Annotated in this window: 23 protein-coding genes; 2 read left to right on the top strand and 21 right to left on the bottom strand. The window is 39.9% G+C overall.

Translation table 11 applies throughout. The features are described 5' to 3' along the window. Positions 1–61: 61 nt before the first annotated feature. The 17 genes from rbsK to BMMGA3_RS08680 all read right to left on the bottom strand — a co-directional run bounded on the left by rbsK (position 62) and on the right by BMMGA3_RS08680 (position 18,001). The gene (rbsK, locus tag BMMGA3_RS08600; protein WP_004434386.1) at positions 62–973 is read right to left on the bottom strand and encodes a ribokinase; all 912 of its coding nucleotides are present in this window, start codon (positions 971–973) and stop codon (positions 62–64) included. 124 nt (positions 974–1,097) lie between these two features. Beyond that, a complete protein-coding gene (locus tag BMMGA3_RS08605; protein ID WP_004434388.1) occupies positions 1,098–2,855 on the bottom strand; it encodes an FTR1 family iron permease in 1,758 nt (585 codons plus the stop codon). 33 nt (positions 2,856–2,888) lie between these two features. Continuing rightward, positions 2,889–4,187: an iron uptake transporter deferrochelatase/peroxidase subunit gene (efeB, locus tag BMMGA3_RS08610; protein WP_004434390.1), complete on the bottom strand. Its 1,299-nt coding sequence runs from the start codon at positions 4,185–4,187 to the stop codon at positions 2,889–2,891. 3 nt (positions 4,188–4,190) lie between these two features. Continuing rightward, complete coding sequence (gene efeO / locus BMMGA3_RS08615) at positions 4,191–5,039, bottom strand: iron uptake system protein EfeO (RefSeq protein ID WP_004434392.1); 849 nt, start codon at positions 5,037–5,039, stop codon at positions 4,191–4,193. A 380-nt stretch (positions 5,040–5,419) separates the two neighbouring features. Continuing rightward, positions 5,420–5,905, bottom strand: a complete 486-nt coding sequence (locus BMMGA3_RS08620; RefSeq protein ID WP_004434393.1) for a nitroreductase family protein — start codon at positions 5,903–5,905, stop codon at positions 5,420–5,422. Positions 5,906–6,290: 385 nt separating this feature from the next. Further along, positions 6,291–7,967 (bottom strand): b(o/a)3-type cytochrome-c oxidase subunit 1, encoded by a 1,677-nt coding sequence (locus BMMGA3_RS08625; RefSeq protein ID WP_038502172.1) that lies wholly within the window; start codon positions 7,965–7,967, stop codon positions 6,291–6,293. A 16-nt stretch (positions 7,968–7,983) separates the two neighbouring features. Then, the gene (locus tag BMMGA3_RS08630) at positions 7,984–8,457 is read right to left on the bottom strand and encodes a cytochrome c oxidase subunit II (RefSeq protein WP_004434398.1); all 474 of its coding nucleotides are present in this window, start codon (positions 8,455–8,457) and stop codon (positions 7,984–7,986) included. 23 nt (positions 8,458–8,480) lie between these two features. Continuing rightward, complete coding sequence (locus BMMGA3_RS17900) at positions 8,481–8,621, bottom strand: cytochrome c oxidase subunit 2A (RefSeq protein ID WP_185762544.1); 141 nt, start codon at positions 8,619–8,621, stop codon at positions 8,481–8,483. 311 nt (positions 8,622–8,932) lie between these two features. Then, positions 8,933–9,706 carry a Cof-type HAD-IIB family hydrolase gene (locus BMMGA3_RS08635; protein WP_004434401.1) on the bottom strand — a complete coding sequence of 258 codons (774 nt, stop codon included), beginning with the start codon at positions 9,704–9,706 and terminating at the stop codon, positions 8,933–8,935. 344 nt (positions 9,707–10,050) lie between these two features. Beyond that, a complete protein-coding gene (locus BMMGA3_RS08645; protein ID WP_004434402.1) occupies positions 10,051–10,401 on the bottom strand; it encodes a phosphoribosyl-AMP cyclohydrolase in 351 nt (116 codons plus the stop codon). A gap of 15 nt (positions 10,402–10,416) precedes the next feature. Further along, positions 10,417–11,151 carry an orotidine 5'-phosphate decarboxylase / HUMPS family protein gene (locus BMMGA3_RS08650; protein ID WP_004434403.1) on the bottom strand — a complete coding sequence of 245 codons (735 nt, stop codon included), beginning with the start codon at positions 11,149–11,151 and terminating at the stop codon, positions 10,417–10,419. Between the two features lie 88 nt (positions 11,152–11,239). Further along, positions 11,240–12,658 carry a nicotinamide phosphoribosyltransferase domain-containing protein gene (locus BMMGA3_RS08655; RefSeq protein WP_004434404.1) on the bottom strand — a complete coding sequence of 473 codons (1,419 nt, stop codon included), beginning with the start codon at positions 12,656–12,658 and terminating at the stop codon, positions 11,240–11,242. Positions 12,659–13,211: 553 nt separating this feature from the next. Beyond that, positions 13,212–14,318: an o-succinylbenzoate synthase gene (menC, locus tag BMMGA3_RS08660; RefSeq protein WP_004434405.1), complete on the bottom strand. Its 1,107-nt coding sequence runs from the start codon at positions 14,316–14,318 to the stop codon at positions 13,212–13,214. A gap of 19 nt (positions 14,319–14,337) precedes the next feature. After that, positions 14,338–15,168 (bottom strand): GNAT family N-acetyltransferase, encoded by an 831-nt coding sequence (locus tag BMMGA3_RS08665; RefSeq protein ID WP_004434406.1) that lies wholly within the window; start codon positions 15,166–15,168, stop codon positions 14,338–14,340. After that, entirely contained in the window at positions 15,152–16,306 is a 1,155-nt protein-coding gene (locus BMMGA3_RS08670) for a M20 peptidase aminoacylase family protein (protein WP_004434407.1), read from the bottom strand. Before BMMGA3_RS08670 ends, BMMGA3_RS08665 begins: the two co-directional genes overlap by 17 nt. Before the next feature lie 12 nt (positions 16,307–16,318). Further along, positions 16,319–17,173, bottom strand: coding sequence for a MurR/RpiR family transcriptional regulator (locus BMMGA3_RS08675; RefSeq protein WP_004434409.1), 855 nt, complete (start codon positions 17,171–17,173; stop codon positions 16,319–16,321). A gap of 222 nt (positions 17,174–17,395) precedes the next feature. Further along, positions 17,396–18,001, bottom strand: coding sequence for a YitT family protein (locus BMMGA3_RS08680; protein WP_004434411.1), 606 nt, complete (start codon positions 17,999–18,001; stop codon positions 17,396–17,398). Positions 18,002–18,370: 369 nt separating this feature from the next. On the opposite strand from BMMGA3_RS08680, the gene BMMGA3_RS08685 reads away from it, so the two are divergent. Continuing rightward, on the top strand, positions 18,371–19,963 hold the full coding sequence (locus BMMGA3_RS08685) for a vanadium-dependent haloperoxidase (protein ID WP_004434413.1): 1,593 nt from the start codon (positions 18,371–18,373) through the stop codon (positions 19,961–19,963). Between the two features lie 321 nt (positions 19,964–20,284). On the opposite strand, the gene BMMGA3_RS17320 is transcribed toward BMMGA3_RS08685, so the two are convergent. The 3 genes from BMMGA3_RS17320 to BMMGA3_RS08695 all read right to left on the bottom strand — a co-directional run bounded on the left by BMMGA3_RS17320 (position 20,285) and on the right by BMMGA3_RS08695 (position 22,401). Then, positions 20,285–20,575: a phospholipase A2 family protein gene (locus BMMGA3_RS17320; protein ID WP_081485671.1), complete on the bottom strand. Its 291-nt coding sequence runs from the start codon at positions 20,573–20,575 to the stop codon at positions 20,285–20,287. A 241-nt stretch (positions 20,576–20,816) separates the two neighbouring features. Then, positions 20,817–21,284 carry a CBO0543 family protein gene (locus tag BMMGA3_RS08690; protein WP_004434414.1) on the bottom strand — a complete coding sequence of 156 codons (468 nt, stop codon included), beginning with the start codon at positions 21,282–21,284 and terminating at the stop codon, positions 20,817–20,819. Further along, positions 21,217–22,401 (bottom strand): DUF2515 domain-containing protein, encoded by a 1,185-nt coding sequence (locus tag BMMGA3_RS08695; RefSeq protein ID WP_004434415.1) that lies wholly within the window; start codon positions 22,399–22,401, stop codon positions 21,217–21,219. Before BMMGA3_RS08695 ends, BMMGA3_RS08690 begins: the two co-directional genes overlap by 68 nt. A gap of 40 nt (positions 22,402–22,441) precedes the next feature. On the opposite strand from BMMGA3_RS08695, the gene shc reads away from it, so the two are divergent. After that, on the top strand, positions 22,442–24,331 hold the full coding sequence (gene shc / locus BMMGA3_RS08700) for a squalene--hopene cyclase (protein WP_034669209.1): 1,890 nt from the start codon (positions 22,442–22,444) through the stop codon (positions 24,329–24,331). Between the two features lie 91 nt (positions 24,332–24,422). On the opposite strand, the gene BMMGA3_RS08705 is transcribed toward shc, so the two are convergent. Then, positions 24,423–26,708 (bottom strand): sensor domain-containing protein, encoded by a 2,286-nt coding sequence (locus tag BMMGA3_RS08705; protein WP_004434417.1) that lies wholly within the window; start codon positions 26,706–26,708, stop codon positions 24,423–24,425. Positions 26,709–26,711 lie beyond the last annotated feature (3 nt).

The following is a 26,711-nucleotide window of genomic DNA, read 5'->3' on the forward strand; positions in this document are numbered from 1 at the left end:
CTAAAAGACAGAGTTTAATTTGAATAGATTCTTTGATTTTTCTCCATCTGCAACTCTGATTTCACCCTTTTCGCTCTTTCTGAATTTCCAAAAATTCTTCCACCTCTTGTTTAGTCGGCATCCCGCCTTGAGCGCCTAATTTTGTGACAGATAATGCTCCTGCAGCGTTTGCAAATCGGCAAGCTTCTTCCAATTCGATGCCAAGACTTAATGAATAGGCAAGAGCTCCGTTAAACGTATCACCGGCGCCTGTTGTATCAACAACCTCAACTTTATAGCCGGAAATTTCCTTTTCACCGTTTTGAAAAATCATTACACCCTTTGACCCTTTTGTCACAATACATTTTGCCATTAAATCTTTTTTTTCTTGTTCAGACCATTCAGAAGCTGAAATGAGCAATTCTTGTTGTTCATGTTCATTAGGAGTCAAATAATCAATTTTTTGAACAAGTTCTTTCGAAAGAGCCTGGATTGGCGCAGGATTCAATATCACTTTCACATTGTGCTTTTTTGCAATTTCAATAGCTTTTTCAACACTTTTGAGTGGAATTTCAAGTTGAAGCAAGACAATGTCACTTTTTGCAATAATGTTTTCATGTTCCTCTACCAATTCCGGGGATACTTGATTGTTTGCACCAGGAACAACGATAATCCGGTTATCGCCATCAGAAATTATGATCGAAGCGATCCCTGTAGGTTGGTGAGCAACCATTCTCACATAGTCCATGTGAATTCCTTGATTTGATAGATGCTTTACTAACTCCTCGCCAAAAGCATCTTGGCCGACACATCCGATCAAAGTAACATCCGCACCCAGCCGCGCGGCGGCAACGGCTTGATTCGCCCCCTTTCCTCCTGGAACAGTATGAAACGAATCGCCTAAAACCGTTTCGCCTGCTCGTGGAATTTTCCTGGTTTCTGTTACTAAATCCATATTAATACTGCCAATTACTGTGATTTTTTTTCTTGTCATCTGCTTCACCTCAAAACATTTGTCGTTTCGGATTCTTTGAGGAATACTTGAAATTGATAGTGTATTTTGTTGCTGCTTTCCCTTAATAGTTTTCTTTTAAGATCAAGTATCCTCTTCCCAACCTTTATTTCGACACAGACGACTTTTCCCCTGCTGATGCTTTATTCAAGTAAGTTGTCGTACCGATAATTAATATGATAAGAAGAATCTGCGGCAACAATGTTTCCAAGGTAGGATATAAGCCGATAAGTTCAACATAGGGAACATTAGTCAATGAATGTGTTGGAAGAATATTTGCCATCTGCAGTGCATGAATGCTGATTCCGAGCATTTTAAAGGATAAAATGTAGATTAGGATTGTTGCAAACATAAAAAATGGCCGAATTGGAATTGCTGCACTGTAGCGGATAATAACAATCCCAAGAACAACTAAAATTAAAAAGGCGATCCCGATTCCGATAATCAACTGGCTGAAATCCATCGACGGAGCCATTCCTGCATAGAAAATGATCGTTTCGGCACCTTCGCGAAAGATTGATAGAAAACTGAGCATGGCCATGGATAATAAACTTCCTTTTGCCAATGCTTTTCCGATGTTGTCCCTGATATATTGATTCCAATGGGCAATGTTTGTCTTTTTGTGCAGCCAAGCCCCAACCGTCAGCATCATCAAAACGGCAACAATCCCAATGATTCCTTCGATATATTCTCGGCTTTCGGCAGCTGTTATTTTTGAAAAAAATACATTCATTACAACCGCGAGAATGGCGCTTGCGATGATGCTGCATAAGACGCCGCCCCAAATCCATGCTTGTTTGTCCGCATGATTCGTTTTCTTCAAAAACGCCAGCAAGCCGGCAATAATTAAAAGAGCTTCAAATCCTTCACGCAACAAAATAAGCAGTGCATCCATATACGTATAACTTGTTTTCGATGAAAGCAGATGAAGACGTTTTGACAATTCGGTGATAATGGCTTGTGCCTTTTCCACATCTTTATTGTCGGATTCTAATAGACTGATTGCGGCAGGAATTTCGTTTTCCATGCGATTGTATAAGGAGAAGTCTTTTGTCCGCACTTCCCCTTCAACCACCGGCCAAATGATCAATATCTTGTTTAAATATTCCGATGCCTTGGACAGGTTATTGTCTTTTATTTCCTGCACGCTTTTTTCTAGCAACCCTGTGACATCACCTAATGTGTAGTCAGTGCCAGCAGATTTTTTCACACTTTTACCGCTCATAAAATTGTCAACCGAAGTCCGAAGATCCTCGAGACTCTTTAAAGCTTTTTCGCTATCCGGAGGGTTTTGCGACAGCGAAATTCTTAATAAAGATAACTGGGTTTCAATTTCACCATATGAGAAAACGCTTTGAGTGCGGACAATGACTTCATTGGCAGTCCAGGCTGATAGTAATTGATGATATTTCGTCTTCGCTTCTTCTAGTTGATCATTCTGAATCATCTTTTCAAGTTCGTCGATGAATGGAAAAAGCTGATTCAGTTTTTCTTTTTCTTTCTTTGGATCGGCCGGATTTTGTTCTTTTTGGTATAAATCAAGCGCTTTTGATAAAGCTGTCAGGCTTTCGCCAACCGCAGCCGCATCTTTTTCAGATTGCATGAGTGCGTTTTTCACAAGATTTAATTTTTTATCGACAACAGCAGCTTTTTTACTGTCCGCATCTTTTACTTCGTTCCATTGTTTCGTAAATTTATCCAAGTTAGCTTGTACGGAATCCCAATCCGCTTCTTTTGTTTTCATGATGGCATCGCCAATTTCAATATATAAGTCATCAAGATTTTCCGCTGCCCAGGCCTTATTTAAATAGAAACCCATTGTGAAAATAAACACGAAGGCAAGAAGGCAAATTTTTTTATACATTATTATCAACTCCTATGAAAAAAAAAAAACGGCTTATGAAAATAGCGTTTCTCCAATATATCCCCCTTTTTTCACTCCCGGAAGACATGCAAACACGGCACTTCCCCGATGAACGATATATTCGTTTAATTTGTCCATTTGTGAAAGCCGCTCTTGAATTGGTACAAATTGTTTGCTTATGCTGCGCTGAAAGCTGATAAACAATAATCCGGCATCAAACGTTCCTGTTTTTGCGTCCATTCCTTCCGCATACGAAAACGAACGCCGTAAAATTTTCTGGCTTCCATCACCATGTGCAACCCGAATATGTGCTGTTTTCGGTATGTAGTATTCACCATTGTCATTCTTCTTTTCGAAGTCTGGCTTATCAAACTCATTTTTCTGCCCAAGGGGCGCACCTGAATCACGGTAACGACCAAAAGTATCTTCTTGATCCTTTAAAGCAGTCCTGTCCCAAACCTCGATAAACATTTGAATCCGCCTAACAACCAAATAAGAACCGTTAACAAGCCAATCAGGTCCGTCACCTGGCTGGACCCAAACGTACTTATTCATTTCAGCTGGATCCTTTACATCCGGATTTACCGTTCCATCTTTAAAGCCAAATAAGTTGCGCGGTGTTTCATTTTTCGGACTTGCCTGCTTTGTGCGCTGAAAGCCGGCTTGGCCCCAGCGAAGTACTGCTTTGCCGCGGCCAATTCTCGCTAAATTTCTAATGGCATGAAACGCAACCTGTAAATCATCCGCACATGCTTGAATACAGATATCTCCGCCTGTCCATTGCTCTTCTAAAGAATCAAGGGGAAATTTTGGCAAATCTTTTAGTTCAGCCGGCTGTTTCTTTTGCAATCCAAACCTGTCCTGGCCATTTTTTGTAAAAAGAGTCGGTCCGACGCCAAAGGTTAAGGTAAGATTCGAAGCTGTAAGCCCGGCAACTTCCCCCGTATCAACAGGAGGGAGAAATTTATTATCAGTTGCATCGCCAATTGATTTGCCTTCTGACATAGCTGCTGCAGCATCCGTCCAGTCTTTAAAAAGCTGAATAAGTTCATTTCTATTGGTTGCTGTCACATCAAATGCAGCAAAATATATATGGTTTTGCACTTCAGTCGTAATGCCGGCCTGATATTTACCGTAAAACGGGACGATATCATTTGTATTTTCCTTTTTTTGCGAGCTTGGAAACACGTCAGCAAGAGCAATCGCTCCTCCGACTCCTGTTGCCCCAAGCAGCATGCCGACTCCTCCGATGCCGGCAGCTTTCAAAACATCCCGTCTGGATACTTGTTTCTTCAAGAGTGATGTCATTTCTTGTTGGTTACGTTCTGTCATTGTCTATCCCTCCAGCACAATCCCTAATTGGGAAAGCGGTTCTGCAAGTTCATTGATCGACTGGCTCAATTCTTTTACTTGATCCTTGCTTAATTCAGTATAAGAAACATATCCTTCCCCCTTTTTATACTTGTCAAGCAAAGCGTACACTGCGTCAAAACGTTGTTCAATTTCATTGGCGAGTGCTTTATCTTTTTTCTTTAGAGCAGGGCTCAGCAATTCATAAATCTTTTCAGCACCCTCAACATTTGCAACAAAATCATATAAATCTGTATGTGAATAACGATCTTCTTCCCCGGTCACTTTTGATGTTGAAACTTCATTTAATAGATCTACTGCACCTGTTATCAGAAGTTCAGGTGTTACATCAACTGTTTCAACCTTTGCCCGCAAAAGCTTTACATCTTTTATAAGCTGCTCAGCATATTTTTCATAGCCTTTTGTCGTGTTCTCAACCCACAGACCTTTTTCAATCCGATGATAACCGCCCCATTCTGTCTCAGGGACATCACCTTCACGAGCATCAATCTTCGGGTCAAGTTCCGCAAACACCTCAGCGATTGGTTCAGAACGCTCATAATGCATGCGGGCCGGAGCATAAAGTTCTTTTGCTTTTTCCACATTCCCTGCGATTACAGCGTTGGCAAACGCTTCTGTTTTCTTAACAAATTCATCCATCTCGGCAATAGCAAACGTTCGATACTCAGTTGCCACCTGGTTTAGACCCACCTGAGATTTTTCGGCAGGAATCTTTTCCTTTATCGGTTCCGTTGAAGTTTTGTTTGGTTTAGAACAACCAAACAACAGACTGCCGGATAATAATAATACAACAGGCAATTTATAATATTTCATATTATCAACACTCCTAAAATATGTATAAAATAATGATTTTCATTCTCAATTATAATGAGTTTGATATTCAATATCAATAGATTTTTAGAATCGAATATTGTAAAAAATCTTAAATATCTTTATTTTTGTCTAATTTATATGAATAAGAGTTCTCCGCCATGCTAAACTCGAAGGAAAACTTTCATGAGTTTTTACTCCCAACCTTAACATTGAAATAGGGCACATTTTGAAACATAACCAAAATAATAAGTGATTTTTTTCTTAGGACTAACTATAAAAAAATGATAAAAAGGAGCCTAGCAATCACGTTTGCCGGCTCCTTTTGCTATTTTCCTAATATACGAAATCGGCCAGTGTAATTAATGGCCGCAATATTAATATTAAGGAAGATGCTTTATTTTCGTTTCAATCGGTGTCCGTGGCTTTGCATCCGGCACTTCCTCCGGATAGCCGACACCGAAAACACCAATAATGTCATAATCATCAGGGACACCCAATAGAGCACGGTTTTTTGGATTTGCTCCGATCGAAGACCAAAATGTTCCGACTCCATTAGACCATGCAGCAAGCATAAAGTTTTGAACGAAGCAGGCAGTTGCGGCTGCATTTTCCTCTCTCTCTGCTTCCGAAGCGCCATGTTTGGATAATACCGCCATGAGAACAGGCGCATTTCCGAAATTTGTTTTATGATTTAATTTTGCTCTCGTTTCAGGTCCAATAAAAATAATTTCCCATGGCTCCGTCAGTCTGTGATTTGGAGCCAAACTTGCAGCTTGAAGCCATGTGACGATCAATTGATCATCGATTGGTTCTGGCTTAAATTTCTTAATAATGCGGCGAGATTTGATGACTTCGAGTACGTTCAATATGATTTCCCCCTTGTTCAAAATGGTTTTTATTATTTTAGAAATAATTATGTAGTTTTAAATCTTTTCCCCTAAACTTTGGGAAAAGAAGATAGAAACTGGAGTATACTCTCCAGCCAATGTAATATTACCACTATTAATATATAAAAAACGAGTCAAACGTTTTGCCGGGAATTATTTTCTCTATTGAATAAGAAATTGTATGAATGGACAATTAAAAATAGGATTTGCAAAAAGAGCCATCCTTCAAAGCGAACAAGGCTTTCATTTTACAAAACCTCTTACATCAAAACAGTAGCCATTATCAGGTTTACTTAATCCATGTCTTCAGGGCAATTGATTAAATCCTTCTCTCTATTTTAGTTATGAGATACCATCCCCTCTATTACCAGGTCCGGTACGGCAGCGATCCAGGCGGTGCGTGAATGATTAGATGATATATCGGAATGGCATATGCTATCACGGTAAGAGCGATGGAGACACCAATCCAGAATGACCATCTTTCCAAAATTCGCGGTGGGCGTTCAGCCTGTTCATTGACAACGCCAATCGGATATTCGATTGTTTTTTCTGATTTCGGTGCCAGGAACAACAAATTAAACCAGATATACAGTAACAGAACGATGGCAAGAAACAGGATGACGCCTCCTGCAGCGATTACTTGGTTATAGGACATCCATGTATGGGCAAGGTCATGTCCGCCGTAAGTGGCGTAACTGGTGCGCCTAGGTGCACCAAGAAGCCCGACAATATGCATGATCCCCGCCATCAAGAACATGCCGGTTGCCCACAAGACTGCCTGGATGATGGCAAGCTTGTTCAACTGCTTCGTGAAAACCCGTCCGGTCAAGACTGGAACCAGCCAATAAGAAATAGCAAAGAATGTCAATAATACTGTAGATGCGATTGTCAAATGGAAATGGCCTGTGATAAACCATGTATTGTGCACCACCTGGTTCATCTGGTAACTCGCATTAATGATACCGCCGGCCCCAGCTGGTATAAAAATGAGCATGCCCATTACAGCAGTGAAAAAGCGGGCATCTTTCCACGGCAGTTTTCTCACCCATCCGAATAGCCCTTTTCCTCCGCAGGATCTTCCAGCCAGTTCAAATGTGGCCAAAATCGCAAAAGCCGTCATTAGGGACGGAATTACAACCATCATTGTTAAAACGACCTGAAAGAATTTCCAAAATGATTCAATTCCCGGTTCGTTCAATTGGTGATGCAAACCGACTGGAACTGAGAATAAAATAAACAGAATGAAGGTCAGCCTTGGAAGAGAGTTGCTGAAAATTTTACCGCCGACAACCTGTGGAATATTGACATACCAATATATATAAGCAGGCAGCAACCAAAAATAAACTAGCGCATGACCAAAATACCAGAACAATGTCCGGCTCAAGCCGATATCCACCCGATCAACAATTCCAAATGACCACGGGATAAGCAGGAAGACTACTTCAATGGCAACCGCCAGACTGGCATGAAGCCACAAAATCAACGTAGCCACAGCCATATAAGCAAATAACGGGGATGATTGGTTTTTATGATTCTTGCGCCAGCGAATGTATGCTGCAAAGATTCCGAATGCGCCGAACCAGCTGCCTACAATCAGCAGAGCAGTACCTATGTAAAACCACGGTGAGGCTTTCATTGGTGCGTAAAACGTATACAGTACTGTACTCTCATTAGTTAGAATTGTAATTATGGCCATAATAGTTCCGATAACCATCAAGCAAAATCCGATCCAGCCGAGTATTCTTGAAGCAGGGGTAAGTCTTCCGTCAAGTGTACGTGCAACTCCTGAATATAGATAACCAATTATGAAAAACGTTGTAAAAACTAATGCAAGCAGCACCCCATGTGCTGTGAGCAATTGATAATAGCTCAGCCAGTTCGGTAATTGTATCCAGCCGCTCCGGTGCATGATCTGCAGCAACCCGGCAAGAGCACCAAGAAAAATGGAAAAAAAAGAAAATCCGATATGTGCTAAAATTAGATTGGAATCCTTTTTTTCAAATCTGAAATCGGTAAAAGCGGTAGTATTGTCCGTACTCATTTTTCGTTCCCCTTCCCTACATCTTGTCTTTCACAATGACTCTTCCGTACATTTCCTGATGGCCGATTCCGCAATACTCATGGCACAAAAACAGGAACTCTCCATGCTCATTGAATTTCTGTGTATATTTCACAACATGTCCCGGCAAGAGCATCAAATTGGTTATTTTGCCTGGTATTAAGAAGCCGTGGACAACATCTTTGCTTGTGACCTGAAAATGTACTGTAGCCCCTTTAGGGATAGAAATGGTATTTGGATTATAGCCGAATATATAGGAGATGATCGTTGCCCTGTACTCGTTCGGACCGATTTTCTCCAGGCCGGGTCTGTTAAATGGAACAGTCGTTTCCACTTTTTCCGGTTCTATTGTCGTCCCCATGCCGTTAGGCGGATTAAGCCCCATCGAAACAGCCATGATCCCTGTGACTATAAGAAAAACGGCCAAGGATCCTATTCCGACGGCTAGCCAGATCTTTTCGTATTTAGGCATATGCTTGCTAATTCTCCCCCTTTCTAAACTTTATCGGTATAGAGATAAAAAATAATCAACCATGACAGTAAAATGGCAGCACCAATAAAAAAAACACTTACAAACGTTCCTTTTAAACTTTCATCATAAGCAGCTGCTTCCTTATCTTCTGTACGGTTATCCATTCAATCCTCTCCTTTTTATAGTGCCAGCAATAATTTCTGCTTAATTATTTGCAGGACAGAATTTTTTATTCATCTCATGACAGAGAAACTGTATATAGTGCCCATAAAGGAGCAAACAAGCTTTTCAGACGATTAGATTGTTATTCATTTTAACTATCACATTCGTTTCAAGAAAAACTAAACAGCCTTTCCCCGATAGAATATCGAGAAAAGGCCGCGGCATGTATGCTCATTTTCTTTACTTGAGAGGGTTATGATGTAAGAAAAAGTTGACTAAATAATTGAATAACGAAACTTAGGATAAGAGATTGTTAAATCAGCTGCAATTCCTTGAGGCCATATCGTATGCCCCCATCGTTAATGTGCTTGGTGGTGAACTTGGCAAAAGGTTTTAATTCTTCATGGGCATTCCCCATGGCAATTCCCATCCCGACATAAGAAAGCATCTCTTTATCATTTAATCCGTCCCCAAATGCTACAGCATCGTCAGGGGATAGGTTTAGGTGCTTAAGCATGACCTCGATTCCTCTGGCCTTCGATCCGTCCGACGGAAGAACATCCATCGACAACCGGTGCCAACGAATAAAAGTAAGGTCGGGAAATTTCCCATGATAAAAATGCTCTTCATGCTCCTGGCAATAAAGTAAAGCTTGGAAGATCTTTTCTTCCTTCCAATAATGCGGATGATAACCTGGAACCTCTACCTTGACAGACTGGAAAGATTCGATAACATGGGGATGATTGTCGGCATTTGCATAGCATTCTTCATGGCCTAAATAGACAATAGGGTGGTTGAGTTGACGTGCATGATTCTCCAATAATTCCAAACTTGAAGGTTTAATCGGATGTTCAAAAATGACTTTCCCTTTATGGACAACATAAGCACCGTTAAAACTTACATAGGAATCAATCCCCAGTTCTTCGGCGATATTCTTAAAATGAAATGGCGCTCTTCCGGTTGCAAAGCAAACTTCTACGTTCCGTTCTTTCAGCTTCTTAATCGCCTCTATTGTGTCTTGGGGTATTCTTGCTTCTTCATTGACTAATGTGCCGTCAATATCAAAAAATACAATTTTATAAGACATAGTTCCTCTCCCTATATTTATATTATTTGAAATGGCAATCTTACTTATTTAGCCATTTCGATTCTACGAGTATTCAAATATCCATTTCTGCGAATCACTGCTCCTATGATTGCAAATTCTATCGTTATGTACATTAAATCTCTATATCTATTTTATCAGCAACCCAGATAATTAGAAGCTATTTTACATAAATTAACCAAATCATTACATTTAAAACCTCCCACATTTTTTGCGGGAGGTTTTTTATTAATATGGAATATTACATAGTTTTTTAATAGTTTGCAATAACTTTCCCCTGCATTTTGCGTATTTTTCGCAGGTTTACCTTTCTTCATTCGCTTTTTTTATTTTTTGGGTAAAATCTCTTTAATAAAACAACTTTGATAACCGTAATGACAAACAGGCGACTCCGGGACAACTTCCAATAATACAGTATCAACGTCACAATCTACCACAATGCGCCGGACGTTTACAAACTTTCCATCTTCCTCGCCTTTAACTTGGACTCGGCCAAGGGTACGCCGGAACAAGGTCACTAGTCCCGTCTCTACGGTTTGTTCCCATGCTTCCTCATCCATAAAGCCAACCATCAAAACTTCTTTTGTTTCTGCGTGCTGCAGCACGGCAGGCACAAGACCGTTCAGTTTAGAAAAATCAAGCTTTATATCACTTGCAATTTTATTTTCCGTAGTCATGTTAAAGATCCTCCTTTATTTTTTCAGCAATCCAAAGCTTAAAGCCTCTGAACCTAGAATTTTTGCCGCCTCTTTTGGATTGTCACTCGCATACACTGCACGGCCTACAATGGCATAGCACGAACTCCCTGGCGCTGCAGCAAATGCTTCGTTGATTCTTCCTCCCATCGTGCCGATTCCTGTCATAAATAATGCAGTCTTACGGTCAGAAGCAGACAGAATTTCACTCACTCGTCTGATCCCATTCAGATTTGTGCTGGGCACGATAAAATGATTGACTCCCAGTTTTACTGCTTGCTCTAAAATTCTGATTGGTCCGTCATCGGTCACATATCCGCCACCGCTAAATTTGTACTCAGGCATAGGAAAATCACCACCGACAATCGGACATAACCCCTGACTCTGGGTATGTACAACAAACTCTTCAACTGCCGTTGGTCCTGCCAGCGGAAACAACACTAACGCGTCTACCCCGGCCTCCTGGCAGATTGCACAGAATTTTTTTGCCATATCAGGAATGTCCAGCCCCGCTTTTTGGTGGTCATATAAAATTGGCAAATCGGTGATCTCACGAATGGACTGTACAGCATTGGCAAGTCCCAATCGGAGTGCGCCGACTATTCCCAGTTTATATCCCACCACTCCTTCAACTTCGCATGTTTCCTCCACTACTCGCCGAATGGCATCAACCGACTCTAAATCAAGTGCAGGGATAATCCCATATTGTGAGCGAAAATTTATCTCAACCAACTGACATCCTCCTTTTTTGGAGCACCCCGCACCAAACTCTGGTGCAGAGCACTCGATGTTATCTGCTCAAATTTCAAATTGCATTTATTCAACTTGAATAGCTCTTCGCAAGATACTGTTCCGCAAACTTGTCGATTTTTTCTTGGATTGCCTTCGACAAGATGATTCGTTCTTGTTTGGCATCCTGCTTATGAACCCGTTCCTGGACTTGTTTCCAATGTTCCTCGTCTGCAATTTTGATCGTTGGAGTTTTTTCAGTGCCATCATGGTGATAGATGACTTCATACAGACTTTCGCGTTCACTTTCATCTACTGTTTCAACAACAAGATCATCCGCAATTTTTACCACTTTCACTTCGCCTGGAATGCTTCGTTTGATTGGCTCCATTCCAAATTTCATGCGGTCTTTACCGTTGCTGTAAGCAGTTTTCATCGCCCAGCTTAGTGTATCGCGGGTCATATGTTGATAGAATCCAGCGCCAATTCCATAGGCAACAAAATTGAGAGGGATGCCGTGTTCCTCAAGAATTGCGTCATATTTTTTCATCACTTCAAAGGACATTCCATCACCGATAAAAGCACTGACTGTATCAAGAAGGTCATTCGCCTTAGCTACCTTGTAGATTTGAATTGCCTGATCTATGACATCTCCGCTATCCGGACGCATGGCAATTTTGATGCCTTTTTCTTTGGCGTATCGTCCCAATGATGGCAAGTATTCATGGATAACTCGGTAAGCATCGTATGTGTCGATCAACAATGCGACAAACTTTAAGCCATCTTCATATGTGACATCAATCGCGTGAATAAAGCTGTCATACTCGTTATCGAACTGCTGGGTGACTTTGTGCGACTGTGCCGATACGCCTCCAATCACTGCATGCGGGTTGTGTATGGAAGTATGAAAATCATCGGTTTCGTGCAGCGTAAGGTTCCATGCCGTACCAGCCCAATACGCATCCTCTAAACTGCGATGTGCTCGGAATCCATAGCTATGGACCCGCCAGAAAAATGAATCATCGAATCCGTAAAGTTCTTTTTTCTCCTCTAAATATTTCCGAATGTGAAAGGCTTCCGTTGCACAGTTGCTTGGAAAGTACCCATGCAGATAGTTTGCTTCCCACCACGTTACAAGTTCACCGAATCCTTCAACGGTATTGCGTATTTGAGCAAAAGGCGTGCCAATCGGGCACCAAGTCCCTTCCGGAAGTGTTTCAATCGAGATAGGCGCATATCCATTGAATTCTTCTACGACACGCATAAAGAGTTCGGTTGGGAAGACCATACCCATCCTTTTGGCGTGTCTTTCCGCTTCTATGACATGCTCTTTCGTGATTTGAATGGATAAAATCGAATTAACGATTTCCCTCAGTCCGTACAAGATCATGCCTGCTTTGCGATTGTAAATATGGCTAATTTCCCAATCTCCATTTATTTTGAGCCGGTGATGAGACGGATTATAGCTGTCCGTCAATACGACTGGATTTCTGTAAATATCTTTTAACATAAAGTATTCCCCCTTAATAATGCGTCAAATTTTTTGGCGGAAACACTTTTGCCTCAAAAAAGGCAAAAGACGCCTTGTGAATAAACACAGGCGCCTTTGGTTGTCCAATCGGCATAAATTCATTCTGATTTATCAGAAATTTTATTTGAATGAAAGTTCGTATGGATTTCCTGCCAGAGCGTTCTAGTAATACTTTCGCAAACATAACGGCCGTTGTTAAACAGGAATTATGTTGTCATAAAGTTCATCCTCGAACAAAGACTTCTGCTTTCATAACGGCTGCAAACACCCTTCCACTTTCTCACCTCCCAAAAACAAAAAGACGCCTTGTGAGTAAGCACAGGCGCCTTTGGTTGTCCAATCAGCAGTATTATTCCTATATTTCCTATAGTTCCTACTTAAATAGTAGGATTTAATTTCTTATCGAAGATACTATCAGAACAATTACTTTTCGTCAAGCTTTTCTACGTATATTTTTTTAAAAAAATAAGAATTTGAACAAAAAATCCTGTTCACTCAAATTAATAAGTGAACAGGAAACCGAAGCTGTATATTATGTAAAAGATTTCTCGAAAACAGTAAATTCTTTAATTATGTCATAATTGGGCTCATAGCCGATTCCAGGTTTGTCGGTAACTACAATCCAGCCGTCCTCTACAACAACTTCAGGTTCGATAATATCCCGTTCCCAATATCGTGAAGAACCGGCTGTATCACCCGGCAGAAGAAAATGATCCAACGTTGTCAATGCAATATTATGAGCCCTGCCGATTCCAGATTCAAGCATACCGCCGCACCAAACCGGAAGTCCGTGTTCCCGGCAAAGATCATGAATCCTTTTAGATTCAGACAAACCGCCGACACGCCCGATTTTAATATTAATAATTTTGCAGCTGCCTAATTCAATCGCTTTTCTGGCATCCTCATAAGAATGAATGCTTTCATCCAGACAGACCGGAGTTTCGATTTCTTTTTGCAATCGGGCATGGTCGACAATATCATCCGCGGCCAAAGGCTGCTCAATCATCATTAAGTTAAATTCATCAATCGCTTTTAAAAGATCTATATCTTCAAGGGTGTAGGCTGAATTGGCATCTGCCATTAGCGGAACGTCTGGGAAACGTTTCCGTATTTCTCTTATCACGTCAACATCCCATCCAGGCTTAATTTTGACTTTCATCCGTTTATAGCCTTCATTCACATAGCCATCAATTAAACGAAGGAGGTCGTCAACCGTATCTTGGATGCCGATCGAGATTCCGACCTCGATTTTTTCTTTGTTTCCGCCAAGTGCAGCGGCAAGCGGCATTCCCTTTTCTTTTGCATATAAGTCCCATACTGCTCCTTCAACAGTAGATTTTGCCATATTATTTTTTCGTATGAATGAAAAAATGTCCGACACTTCATCAGGGTGGTTGATTTCTTTATTCAAGACTGCCGGAATTAGAAAATCTTCAAGCATATGCCAGTTCGTTTTTACTGTTTCTTCATTGTACCACGGCGTATCGAACGCAACAGACTCCCCCCAGCCGCTCATTCCGTTTTCATTAAAGGCTTCGAGCAAAAGGAATTCTTTATCCTGAAAGGATCCGAAGCTTGTTGTAAACGGGGATTTCAATCTCATTTTCAGATGTCGTAATGTTATCTTTGTTAGTTTCATTTGACTCACCTTTTTTTAATTAATCCAGATCCAACAATTCCCGCTTTACGAGCAAATAATAGCAAACAGCTGCTGTTTCACCTTTAACAAGTGAAACAGCAGCATATCCGGAAGTAAATAAGGTTTGAAATATTTGTCTTGTCTTGTAGCGCCAGTCAAGCGCAAGTTTGCCATCCTTGTTTTTTAGAGCCTGAAAATTCGCTGGAACCGGAACATACAACGGTTGATTGCTTTCTCGAACGCTGGATAATCCGTCTTTAATATCCATTAGTTTCGGAAAAGAGAGTTCTGTCATATCCCAGTGAAATATATGCCGTGCATTTGCTGCATGGATGGCTTTCGGTTCAGAGACATAGGAGCTATTAATCCACCACTCAACTTTAAAACGGTCGCTCGGAAGTCCGCTGTTTAAACTGTCTTCCATTTCCCCATAGCAATTTTCAATATAGGTTGAACAGACAGCGTGCAGCTTCGTTAAATTTAAATAAGCGTTCCTGCTCTCAAGCGGGTCATACGTCCAAGTAATTAAATTATACCCCATCTTACTAGCAAATTGTTTTTGTTCCGCTTTCAGCCTCGCACCAATTCCTTGCTCCTGAAAATCAGGATGAATGCCAAGCATATGGGAACATAAATAGCTTTTTCCGTGGCGAAATCCCGGAAAACTGTAACTGAATCCAACCATATTGCCGTCGATAAAAGCCCCAAGTAAGAGGCCGCCATTTTGTGAAGCTGTGATCGTCTGGTGAAGTGGGATCGGGTCAGTGTTCCAAACTTCTTTTTCAAGCACTTGAACTTGCCGCAGTTCATGATTGCTCTTTAAGACCCTTATTTCAACAGCGGAACTCATAATGATGTCCTTCTTTCCGCAATTCAAATGTATTAATGATCGTTTTCGCAAGAATTTCAATGCCTGTAAATATTGCTTCCCGGTTAAATGTCATATTTGGATGGTGAAGACCGGGAATTAATCCGCAGCCCAGTCCAAGCATTGTCGCTTTTACTTGGGGTTTTTTTAAGGAATAAAAATGGAAATCCTCCCCGCCGGCAGTAACAGCCGGTTCTTTCAAATTATGTTTGCCAATTGTATCGAGAATTGCTTTTTTCATATTTTGCATAGCTTCCTCGTGCACTTCTGCAGCTGCAACTGTTGCCTTTGTTTCGAGCCGGATTTCTACTCCATATAAGCTTGAAATGGCTTTTACAACTTTCTCGATTTTTTCCGTCAATTCTTCCAATGCTTTGTTCGTCTGTGCCCGCAAATCGATGCTAAACGAAGCTTTGCCTGGAATAATATTACCGGAGTCGCCTCCCGCATGAAATTTCGTCATCTTCGCCGAGTACGGGACCATCGGATCCAAATTAATTTTCTTTATTTCATTTACAAGCGAAGCGCCGATTTCAATCGAATTTTGACCGAGGTGCGGCCTTGCCCCGTGGGCATCCTCTCCAATGATCTCCCCAGCTATAAATTTGGCTGCACCATGGTAAATGGCAGGACATGCTTGTCCGTCGCCTATTTCCTGTTCCGGGCGAAGATGTACGCCATATAAATAATCAACATCGTCTAGTACGCCTTTTTCAATCAATTTTAACGCACCCGTTCCCTTTTCTTCAGCCGGCTGAAAAATAAACTTCAGTTTTCCGTTTGAAGGGAACCCTATTTTTTGCAAAAGGAGCATGACTCCTATCACCATAGTCATATGAGCATCATGCCCGCACGAATGGTTTGCCTGAAATGTTCCGTTTACTTCCTGCCAAAGAGCATCCATATCCGTTCTTAGTCCAACACAAACATCCCCGCATCCCACCTCAACAACAAGACCGGGGCAATCAACAAATGTTACTACCTTAAAACCCTTTTCCTCCAATAATGCCCGGATAAATTCTGTTGTCTTATATTCTTGCCAGCTTACTTCAGGATTACTATGCAAATACTCAAATACCGGATAAATAATTGGTTTCAATTCTTCCAGATACTCTTTCATTTTCTTACTCCCCTAAGAATCACTATAATAAAAAAAAGATTCTAAATTTAAGTTTTCATATTGTTCTTTCCTTCTTTTAAACCTGTCAGGATTGCGGACCGTCACGCCTGCAACCAACGCATTAATAAAAGAAATCAATGCCGGAGCGGCATCAATTGTTGATCTGTTGGAACGATAAATTGGAAAAACAAGATCGGCGAACTCTCGGATCGGAGCGAACGGTGAATCAGTAATTCCTATCACATAGGCACCTTGCCCCTTGGCCATTTCGGCTATCTTAAGCGTTTCCTTTAAATAACGATGAAAGGAAATAGATACCAGAAGCGAGTTTTTATTCATACTTGAAATGATCGAGAATATGTCATCAGTTTCCTTTCTGATGAGCTTGACGTTTTCTCTTGCTAATCCAAGTGTGAAAGCGAACCAATGCGCCGCAGAAAACGACGTCCTAAATCCTGAAATATAAACGTGCTCAACCTGTGCCAATTTTTCGACTGCAAGTTCATAATCCTTTTCACTTATGGTCTTGATCGTTTCCTGAATAAGTTGACGATCCCTTTCCATTACTTTTACAAAAAAATGCGGCTTGTCTACCCATTCCATTTTCTCTGAAAAGAATTGACCAAGACTACTTTCTCTGAATAGTAGCTGCTCACGTACAATTTTTTTTAGTTCAGAAAATCCGGACAGTTGAATAGCGTAACAGAATCGGATAACAGTAGTTTCACTAACCCCTACTTGAAACCCAATTTCCTCGGCATTCCTTACTGCAAATTCCTTAGGATTTTCGATTAAATATTTAGCTACCTTTTGCTGTCCTTTTGATAACTTGAAGTAGTTTTGTTGAATAATATCTTTTAAGTTCATCTTTTTCTCCTGATGAAGGCTCAGCTTTTTTCTCATTTATTTTTGAAGTTTAGGCTTCATTATAAATAAGTATAATAAAGCTATCATATTTAATTTAGGAATTCAATTACTTTTCTGAAAATTTTTTAATTATTTATTTTACTATAATGATATCTTTCATATTTTATTATTTCCAATTGAATGAATAAAAAATTGGCTCTGTTCAAGCCGTAAACCGCGCTGTTAATAATTATGTGACTGATCATTATTTTTCACAATCATTGATGTTACCACACCAACTGTAATTATAGTTATACACGAATAAAAAAAGCTTTTAAACCCCAATGCTTGAAAACCTAATACCGCAACAAGCCCATCAATCAAAAAAATAATGACTCCAATATTTAGAGTAAATGTTTTCGATAACATTTGTGCGATTAAATCAGTTCCGGCCGTACTTGTTTCAAAACGAAGCATGAGCCCGAATCCAACGCCATTAATCACTCCGCCCAGTAAAGAACTTACTAGAATAGGAAGTGGGAATTGAGATTGCAAGGGAGAGAGCCAGTCGATAAAAAATGAGGAGACCATCAAACCATGAAAGCTGCTGAAAAAATAATTTCGTTCTAAATACCATGCAAATAAGCAAAGAGGTATGCTCAGAACAATCATACACAATCCTGTTTGAACGTGGAAGTAATAATGAAGAATTAATGCAACGCCAACAATTCCCCCATCCAATAAATGGTGAGGAACCAAAAAACCATTAATGCCGAAGCCTATTAACATACTTCCGATAACAATAGCCGCAAATTGTTGAATGATAACAATCACCTTACTTATTTTCATTTAGTTCAATCAGCTAGATTTATTTTTAAGTTTTCTAGGGAAAACGATATTCAATGCTTCTATGCATGTCCGCTTTATAAATAACTATTCAATGGCAACAGAAAACTTTCATAGGTTTTGTTCCCAGCCCTACTATTGAAATAGGTTTCATTTTTAGAACATAACCAACATGATAAAGGATGTGTAAGCGAAGTTAGCGCAGATCCGCCCCTTTTCCACAAAAAAATGGACAATCACTATAGTAGGGAAACCCAAGTCAAATAAATAGAAATGAATACACTATAAGAAGTTTGAACAATAAGAACTTAGGAAATCAAACAAAACGCGGCACCGGATACAATTCATCAAAATAAGAAAAAAGGTGATTTTATGTCAAAAAATAAAGATAAACCTAAAAAGAAATCGAAAGTAGACGAAAGCTCGAACTTAAAAGAGATCGATTCAGCTGAAATCGGACCGTTAAGTGCTCTGCAACGCCGGGAAGCGGCATATAAAATTCGGAAAAATGCAGCAAGTTATCAAAAAAATCTTCCTCTTCCATCCCATCCAAGTAATGGTGATGAAGATTTGTTTCCAAATAAAATCGGAAATTATTCAAAAGGGCTGCCACATAATAACCTCGGTTTGGTGGACCAAAAAGCATATAAAGCTCTGATCAAGTCATTATCGACCGGTGACCCGGAGAATTTTGCTTCAATACCTATGGGAGGGTCAGCAAAGCTCTCAAATCCTCAGTCCGCTTATGCATATGATCTAGTTGGTCCCGATTCTCACCATTTGGTTATCATTGAACCACCTGCATTTTCTAGTTCATGGATTGCAAGCGAGGCGGCGGAAGTGTATTGGCAGGCACTAACCCGTGATGTACCTTTTTCAGACTACGATACAAATGAACTTACCCTTGAAGCTGCCTCAGATCTTTCAACGTTTTCGGATTTTCGCGGACCAAAAGAAAAAGGGAAGATTACAACAGGCACTTTGTTCCGAGGGAATACACCAGGTGACAAGGAAGGACCTTATATCTCGCAGTTTTTATGGAAAGATATTCCCTATGGACCAAGCACCATCATCCAGCGATATCGTACAACAATCGCCGGAGATGATCACTTGACCTTATATGATGAATGGCTGAATGTTCAAAACGGCGTCAAAACATCCAAAAAAAATAAACTTGATCCTACTCCTCGTTTTATTCGAAATGGCCGTGATTTGAGTATGTGGGTCCATCAAGATTTTACTTTCCAGTCTTGTCTTAATGCTTGTTTAATTTTGCTCAGTTATGGAAAAGAAGCATTGAACGAAACTAATCCTTATAACGGTTCAACTACCGAGGATGGCTTCATCACATTTGGTGGTCCTCATATACTTGATTTGATTTCAAGGGCAGCTAGGTCAGCACTTAGTGCCTCCTGGTTCCAGAAATGGCTCGTTCACCGCCGCCTAAGACCCGAGGAGTTTGGAGGACATTTGCACAACCATATGACAAAAGCCAGCAATTATCCAATCAACAAAGAACTTACTGAATCAAAAGTCATATCCCATGTATTTAGCAAGTATAAAAGTTATTTGCTGCCATTAGCCTATCCAGAAGGATGTCCAACCCATCCTTCTTATCCTGCCGGCCATGCATGTATAGTTGGTGCAGGGGTCACGATGATGAAAGCGTTTTTTAAGGAATCGTTTGTAATACCAGCCCCTGTTGAATCCAGTTCTGACGGTCTATCGCTTCTTCCATATGACGGTTCGCCATTAACGATTGGCGGGGAACTAAATAAACTTGCCTCAAATATCTCCATTGGACGTGATACTGCAGGAGTTCACTGGCGATCAGACGGATTTGAGGGACTTAAATTGGGTGAAGCAGCCGCCATCGGAATCCTTCAAGATTTTAAAAAGACTTACAATGAGAATTTTGCCGGTTTCTCCTTCAGAAAGTTTGATGGGACTACAATCATGATCTAATTTAATTCCAGTGTATAAAAAAAGAGGCCGTCTCAAAATCCTGAGGGTCAGACCCCATAACACAATATATAGGACATAATGTTGGATAAATGTGCTATATATTGATAATACACATGGGGTCAGACCCTTTAGAGACAGCCTCAATGTTGGGGGTCAAAACCTATGAAAATATAACTAATTTTATTATAACAATTTCGGAATATTCATTCAATAGGGTAAAGCATAAAAGCGTAAAAGTGTTAAAGTGCATCATGTAATACAGAAGGCAAGGCTCTCGATTATCCTGCCTGAAAAAGCCGGCAACTGCCAGCATTTAGAATTTTACTTAAAAAATGTACATGTAAATCGATATTTTAATTTCATATAATTATACATAATCGCAGCCTGTCTACCCTTTTGGCTATAAGAATTGACTTTCGGACGCAGACAATCAAGAAATGAACGGTCACATCTACATGATGAACCATATTTACGATAACAATAGTCATGTGCTTTACAACAAGCATCTACATCGTTAATTGGAGCACCAGGACCGCTGCAGCCAGGTCCGCACCACTTATAGCCAGGAAAAATACAAAAACCTCTTAAGGGTCTTGTCCGTCTTTTTTCCATTGAGATAAATAATCCTCCTTTGCAACAAGTTTAAGTATTAAAACCTTACCTGTACCTTCCATTCGTAAAGAAACAGTTAAAGATCTTTTATATTCCCATATTTGTAGAATATGTTTGTCTACAAGAAATTGTATAAACGATTAAACTAATAAAATTCAAAAAAACAAAATGAGAAAACACCTAATTAAAATTTATGTTGCTTGTTCGTTTAACAATCAAAATCGTTTCCGTTGCAAACTGATTAAGACATTTTTTTGCTTAACCCAATATTCGTCCATTTAAATACATTCCAAATCATTACCAGAAACAACAGATAACCAAAAAAAGAATAACTATGGTTCCATTCCTCAGTATGAAGAAAGAAACCCGAGTATTCAGACAACCTTTCGCCCATGGACGCAACAGCACTTCCAACAATCATTAATCCCCATCTTCTCCATCCTTCTATTCTTTTTGCAAAAAATAAAAAGATCGCCGTTATGATTGGAAGTCCGATCAATGTAAAGGCAATGTTGATGGAAAAGATTTCAGAAAGAGGCCGAACAGGAAATTCATATAGATTTTTACCAACAAAATAAAGGTCTAAATAAGTTCCTGCCCAAGAAGCAAATACAATTGAAGGAAAATAGGATAAGAGTTTGTTATATAAAGATCGTTTTTTTGGCAAGTGCGGCAAGTTCAAGTTTTTCGAGTGTTTCGCAGTAATCATTTGTGATCTCTCCATTTATATTTTTCTCTTGTTCTTGCAAATAATCAATAACTCTCCAATCATGAAACCAATCTCCGGTTTCCGCATCCTGATGGTCAACATTTTTCCAAGCATATTCAAGTCTGGGACTATATAACCGGTGAGCTCCTTGCCGCAGCCGGCAATGTTTGAGCCGCCGTGTAAATCTAGCTCCCGGCAAGCCTTCGTTTATATCATTAAAAATGTCTGGCCAATAATCCTTTCGTGAACCAGTATGCGGGTGGCTGATCGCCCAACTTTTGACTTTATCCAATTGATTCATATCTTGAAAAAGCAATCGGTAGAGACGTTTACCGAGCAAGATCCGTTCGTTTAAGGAATTAAAATGGTGAAGGGTCTGTCCGATGAAAGCAGATTTTCCAGGCATCTTTCCCTCATAAGGAAACAATATATGATTGAAAGAAAGAAGGTCCTGAAGTTTGAACTCAAGCGTTTGAAAAACCTTATCCTTATAAAAAGGATTCTGGACGATCCGTTTTTCTAAATAGCTTTGTTCATTAATAATAAGCGCGATGGTTAACAAATAGCTGTCCCGGTATTGCCAAAAGTTCTCCCAGATCGTTTCCATAAAGATCGATATGTTTAAAAAAGGAAGCAAATAAAACATGTTTTGATTTCGTTTCATGGATTCTTCATAAATCAAGAACTGCGGATAGGCATCCTGAAAAATCAGCCAGTTTCCCCTTTCTAAAAACCCAAAGAAGTCTCTCCTTATTTTTTCGTTCAACAGCCGCGAAAGCATATCACCCCTTAAATCTGTCATATTCCATCCCCCGTTTCTTGATACCATATGTCCAAGGAATGCCCAGTGAATTTCCGGATAGAGCCGATAAAAATCGAGGTATGCTTTCGTTCTTGTTACGTTGTTAACATTCCGTTCATTTGTTTTTATCCGAATTTGCTGCAAAAGTAGTTCTTCTTCCTTCGTTAATTTTGAATAAGCCTTTTTAGCCTTACTCTTTTTCTTTAAATCTTCCTTTATTTCAAGCAGAGTATCGGAGAGCTGCAGTTTTTTCCATTTGAATGTTTGGAAAAAAATCGTTGTTCGCCTCCCCCATGCATTCTTTTTTCCAGCCAAAATATGTATAGATAAAGTAAGATTTCGAAAAGGGAGATGGATGCGAGTGGTGCAACTTAATACAGAAGCTATGATACGCCGTATTGTTGATAAGTTAAAAAGTGACCAGGCTCCAGATGGCTCCTGGCAATACCCGTTTGAAACGGGGATCTCGACAGATGCATATATGATCATTTTATTAAGGACGCTGGAAATAAATGATGAAGAATTAATTCGTAAGTTAACCGAGAGAATTATAAGCAAACAAGAGGAAAACGGTGCTTGGAAGCTCTTTTATGATGAAGGTGATGGAAATTTATCCGCTACGGTTGAAGCCTATTATTCACTTCTTTATTCAGGTTATTATGAAAAGGATGATAAAAGGCTTCGAACGGCAGAACGGTTTATTTTATCAAAGGGCGGCATCGAAAATTCCCATATGTTCACAAAAATCATGCTTTCCTTAACTGGACAATACCCTTGGCCGCCATTATTTCCAATTCCAGTTGAAATCGTCCTCTTGCCGCTTTCCTTCCCTGTCAATTTTTTCGATTTTTCCGTCTACGGGAGAGTCAATCTTGCTCCCATTCTGATTGTGGCTGACAAAAAATACAGTAAACGAACTAAGAGGAGTCCAAACCTTTCGAATTTGTTTCATTCAAGAGCGGATGATTTCTTTCGTTGGAGAAGAACTCAGGAATGGAAGTCACTTTTTACGATTTTTGAAGAGGGAATGAAAAGTTTCATAGGTTTGCCGATGCACATTCACTCGCTCGCCATCGAACGCGCCAAGCAATATATGCTTGACCGGATTGAACCCGACGGAACTTTTTATGGCTACTTCAGTTCCACATTTCTAATGATTTTTGCTTTGCTTTCACTTGGATACTCAAAAAAAGATCCGATTATTTTGAAAGCTGTCACGGGGTTAAAAGAGATGAAGTGCCTAATTAACGGCCATACTCACATGCAATATACAACCGCAACAGTGTGGAATACTTCCTTAATCAGTTTCGCCCTGCAGAAAGCAGGAATTACCCCATCTGAACCCGTGGTATCAGGCGCAAACCGTTATTTGCTGCAACGGCAGCATGATAAATATGGAGATTGGATGGTCCATAGTCCCAATGTTTTGCCTGGAGGTTGGGGATTTGCAGATATCAACACGCTGCACCCCGATATAGATGATACCACATCATCCCTAAGAGCTATTTCCAAACTTGTTCGTCAAGAACCTCACTTTCAACGAGCTTGGGAAAGAGGAATTAATTGGCTATTCTCAATGCAAAATGATGACGGCGGCTGGCCAGCCTTTGAAAAAAATGTGAACAAAAAAATATTGAATCATCTCCCGATTGAAGGAGGAAAATTTTTGCTCACTGACCCTAGCACCGCGGATCTAACAGGAAGGACTCTGGAATTTTTCGGGGCATACACCAATTTATCGAAAAATCATCCATCAATGAAAAGAGGTGTAAATTGGCTTATAAATAACCAAGAAAAGGATGGATCCTGGTATGGACGCTGGGGGATTTGCTTTATATACGGGACGTGGGCGGCTTTAACCGGATTGATTGCATCCGGTGTCTCATCCCATCACCAATCGATTCAAAAAGCAGTCAATTGGCTATATAAAATCCAAAATCATGATGGCGGCTGGGGAGAGTCGTGCAAAAGCGATATTATGAATACCTACATCCCTCTCGGTGCAAGCACATTAATCGATACAGCCTGGGCTGTAGATGCGCTTATCGCTGCCGCAGACCAGCCGACACCAGGTATTCAAGCTGGTATAAAATTTTTACTTAAGTCGTTCGAAAAAAATGTTTGGACCATTTCTTACCCGAAAGGACAGGTAATCGCAGGAGGATTCTACATACACTACCATAGCTACCGCTACATCTTCCCTCTGCTAGCCTTGTCTCATTACAAACAAAAATTTCAAGATTAAAATAATTCTCGTCAATGATCAAAGGGTCAGACCCCTCCGTTACAAAAATAAACCCTTTTATCTATTGTCATAGTTGGAGGAAGTCAGACCCTTATGAGTTTGTTCCATTTTCAGCAATATCTAAATTTGTTGCACAATATGAATTCAAAAGTTTAAAATCATGCTCACTTTTTATAAGCTCAAGCATTTTTTCCGGTGGCAAAGGTTTGCTGAAAAAATATCCTTGGCCAATCTTACATGAATTCTCTCGTAAGAACTTCACTTGTTCTTCTTTTTCAATTCCTTCTGCTATAACTGTATATTGCAAATTATGCCCCATATCTATGATGGTCTTTACAATAGCACCTTGATTCATATGATGGATAATATCATCCACAAATGACTTATCAATCTTAAGTTTGTCGATTGGAAGATGTTTTAAGTAGCTTAAGGAAGAATATCCCGTTCCAAAGTCATCGATTGATAATTTGACCCCCAGCTCCTTTAATTGATTTAAAATAATAGTAGATTTTTCTATATTTTGCATAATACTTTCCGTTATTTCTAATTCCAAATAATGTGGATCAAGACCAACTTGATCCAATGTATTCATGATAAAATCGACAAATTGTTCATCTTGGAATTGTCGAACAGAAATATTAACGGCAATTGGAATCGGCGGTAATCCGCTATTTTGCCATGCCTTATTTTGTTCACACGCTTCTCTTAAAACCCATTTTCCAAGCGGAACAATTAGCCCCGTTTCCTCTGCAAGCGGGATAAATTCGGACGGAGAAATCATTCCAAGCTCATGATGCTTCCAACGAATTAACGCCTCGACTCCAACAATTTTTCCGGTCGCTAATTCGACTTGCGGCTGATAATGAAGCATCAGCTGATTCTGTTCCAGTGCTTTTCTTAAGCCATTCTCAATCTCCATCTTACGTGAAGTCAGATCATCGAGATTCGAACTATAAAATTGGAAATTGTTTTTTCCTCGTTCTTTCGCCAGGTACATGGCGGTATCCGCATATTTAATTAACGTTTCTTCATCTTCACCATCTGTAGGATAGATGCTTATGCCGATACTTGGAGTCACAAAAAATTCCTGCTGATCAATTTCAATTGGTGCGTGAAATGCATCAAGGATTCGTTTCGCAATTTCTGTCACTTTTTTCTTATCAATATCTTCTATTAATATGATGAATTCATCTCCGCCCAAGCGGGAAACCAGGCCGTCGGATGGAACGGCGCTCTTTAACCGTTTCGCTACTTTTTGCAATAATAGGTCCCCTGTTGAATGCCCTTTTGTATCATTAATAATTTTAAAGCGATCGAGGTCTAAAAATAGTACAGCCAACATTTGATTTCCCGGATTGGTTAATAATTTGTTCAAATGCTGCCTTAACTTATTACGATTAGGAAGACCAGTCAGCGCATCATAAAAAGCCATCTTATGGATTGTTTTTTCTGCTCGCTTTCGTTCAGTGATATCTCTGCCGACGATCTGAATGGCACGTCTGCCTTCATACTGTATTGGCATTGTGGACATTTCTACTTCAATGGAATGGCCATCAAGTCCAAATACTTGAAACTCAAATCGTTTTGTTGATTTTTTATCAAAAATGTCCTGAATAAGTTTTCTTATATAATTAATTTCTTTTGGATCTGTGAATTTAAAGATCGATTGACCAATGATTTCATCGGGTCTGGATGCTCCAACAAGCTTGCAGCCGGCTTCATTTATATAGTCGATTTTCTCATTGCTAATAACAGCAATAATATCCGGTGACATCTCCACTAAGCTTCTATACCGGTCCTCACTTTCTTTTCGGTCGGTAATGTCAAACAAGACACTGGTAAAATCCACAAATGCACCGTTTTCATCCAGCTTTGGGATTCCCCGGTCTTGGATCCAGCGAACTTCTCCATCTGGGCGGATAATTCGGTATACACTCGTAACAGGTTCCCCCGCCAAAAGTTTCTGTTCTCTTTCATCTAAAACATATCGGTCTTCCGGAAAAATTACTTTTTTCCAGAGATTATGGTCTTGATAAAATTCGTTTAAAGAGCGACCGTACAGTTTTTCAATCCCCTGAGTGATGAGTAAAATGTCGGACTTTAAATCGTGAGACCATATCGCAACATCCAAAGTATCAAAAATACTATTTAATTTTTGCTTGCTTTGGCGGAGCTCTTTTGTTGTTTTATAAATCAGCCCGAGCAAAAACAACAGCAGCATGATCTTAGCAAGACTATAAAAAATATCAAATATATGATAGACAATCCCTTGAGAAGGAAGAAGGATTGATAACAGCTTTTCAAATATCTCTAATAAGATAACAAGACATAAAATGATCATCCATTTACACTGATGTAATTGATCAATCTTTTTCATTTC

This window comes from Bacillus methanolicus MGA3, assembly GCF_000724485.1.
Lineage (GTDB): Bacteria > Bacillota > Bacilli > Bacillales > Cytobacillaceae > Bacillus_Z > Bacillus_Z methanolicus_A.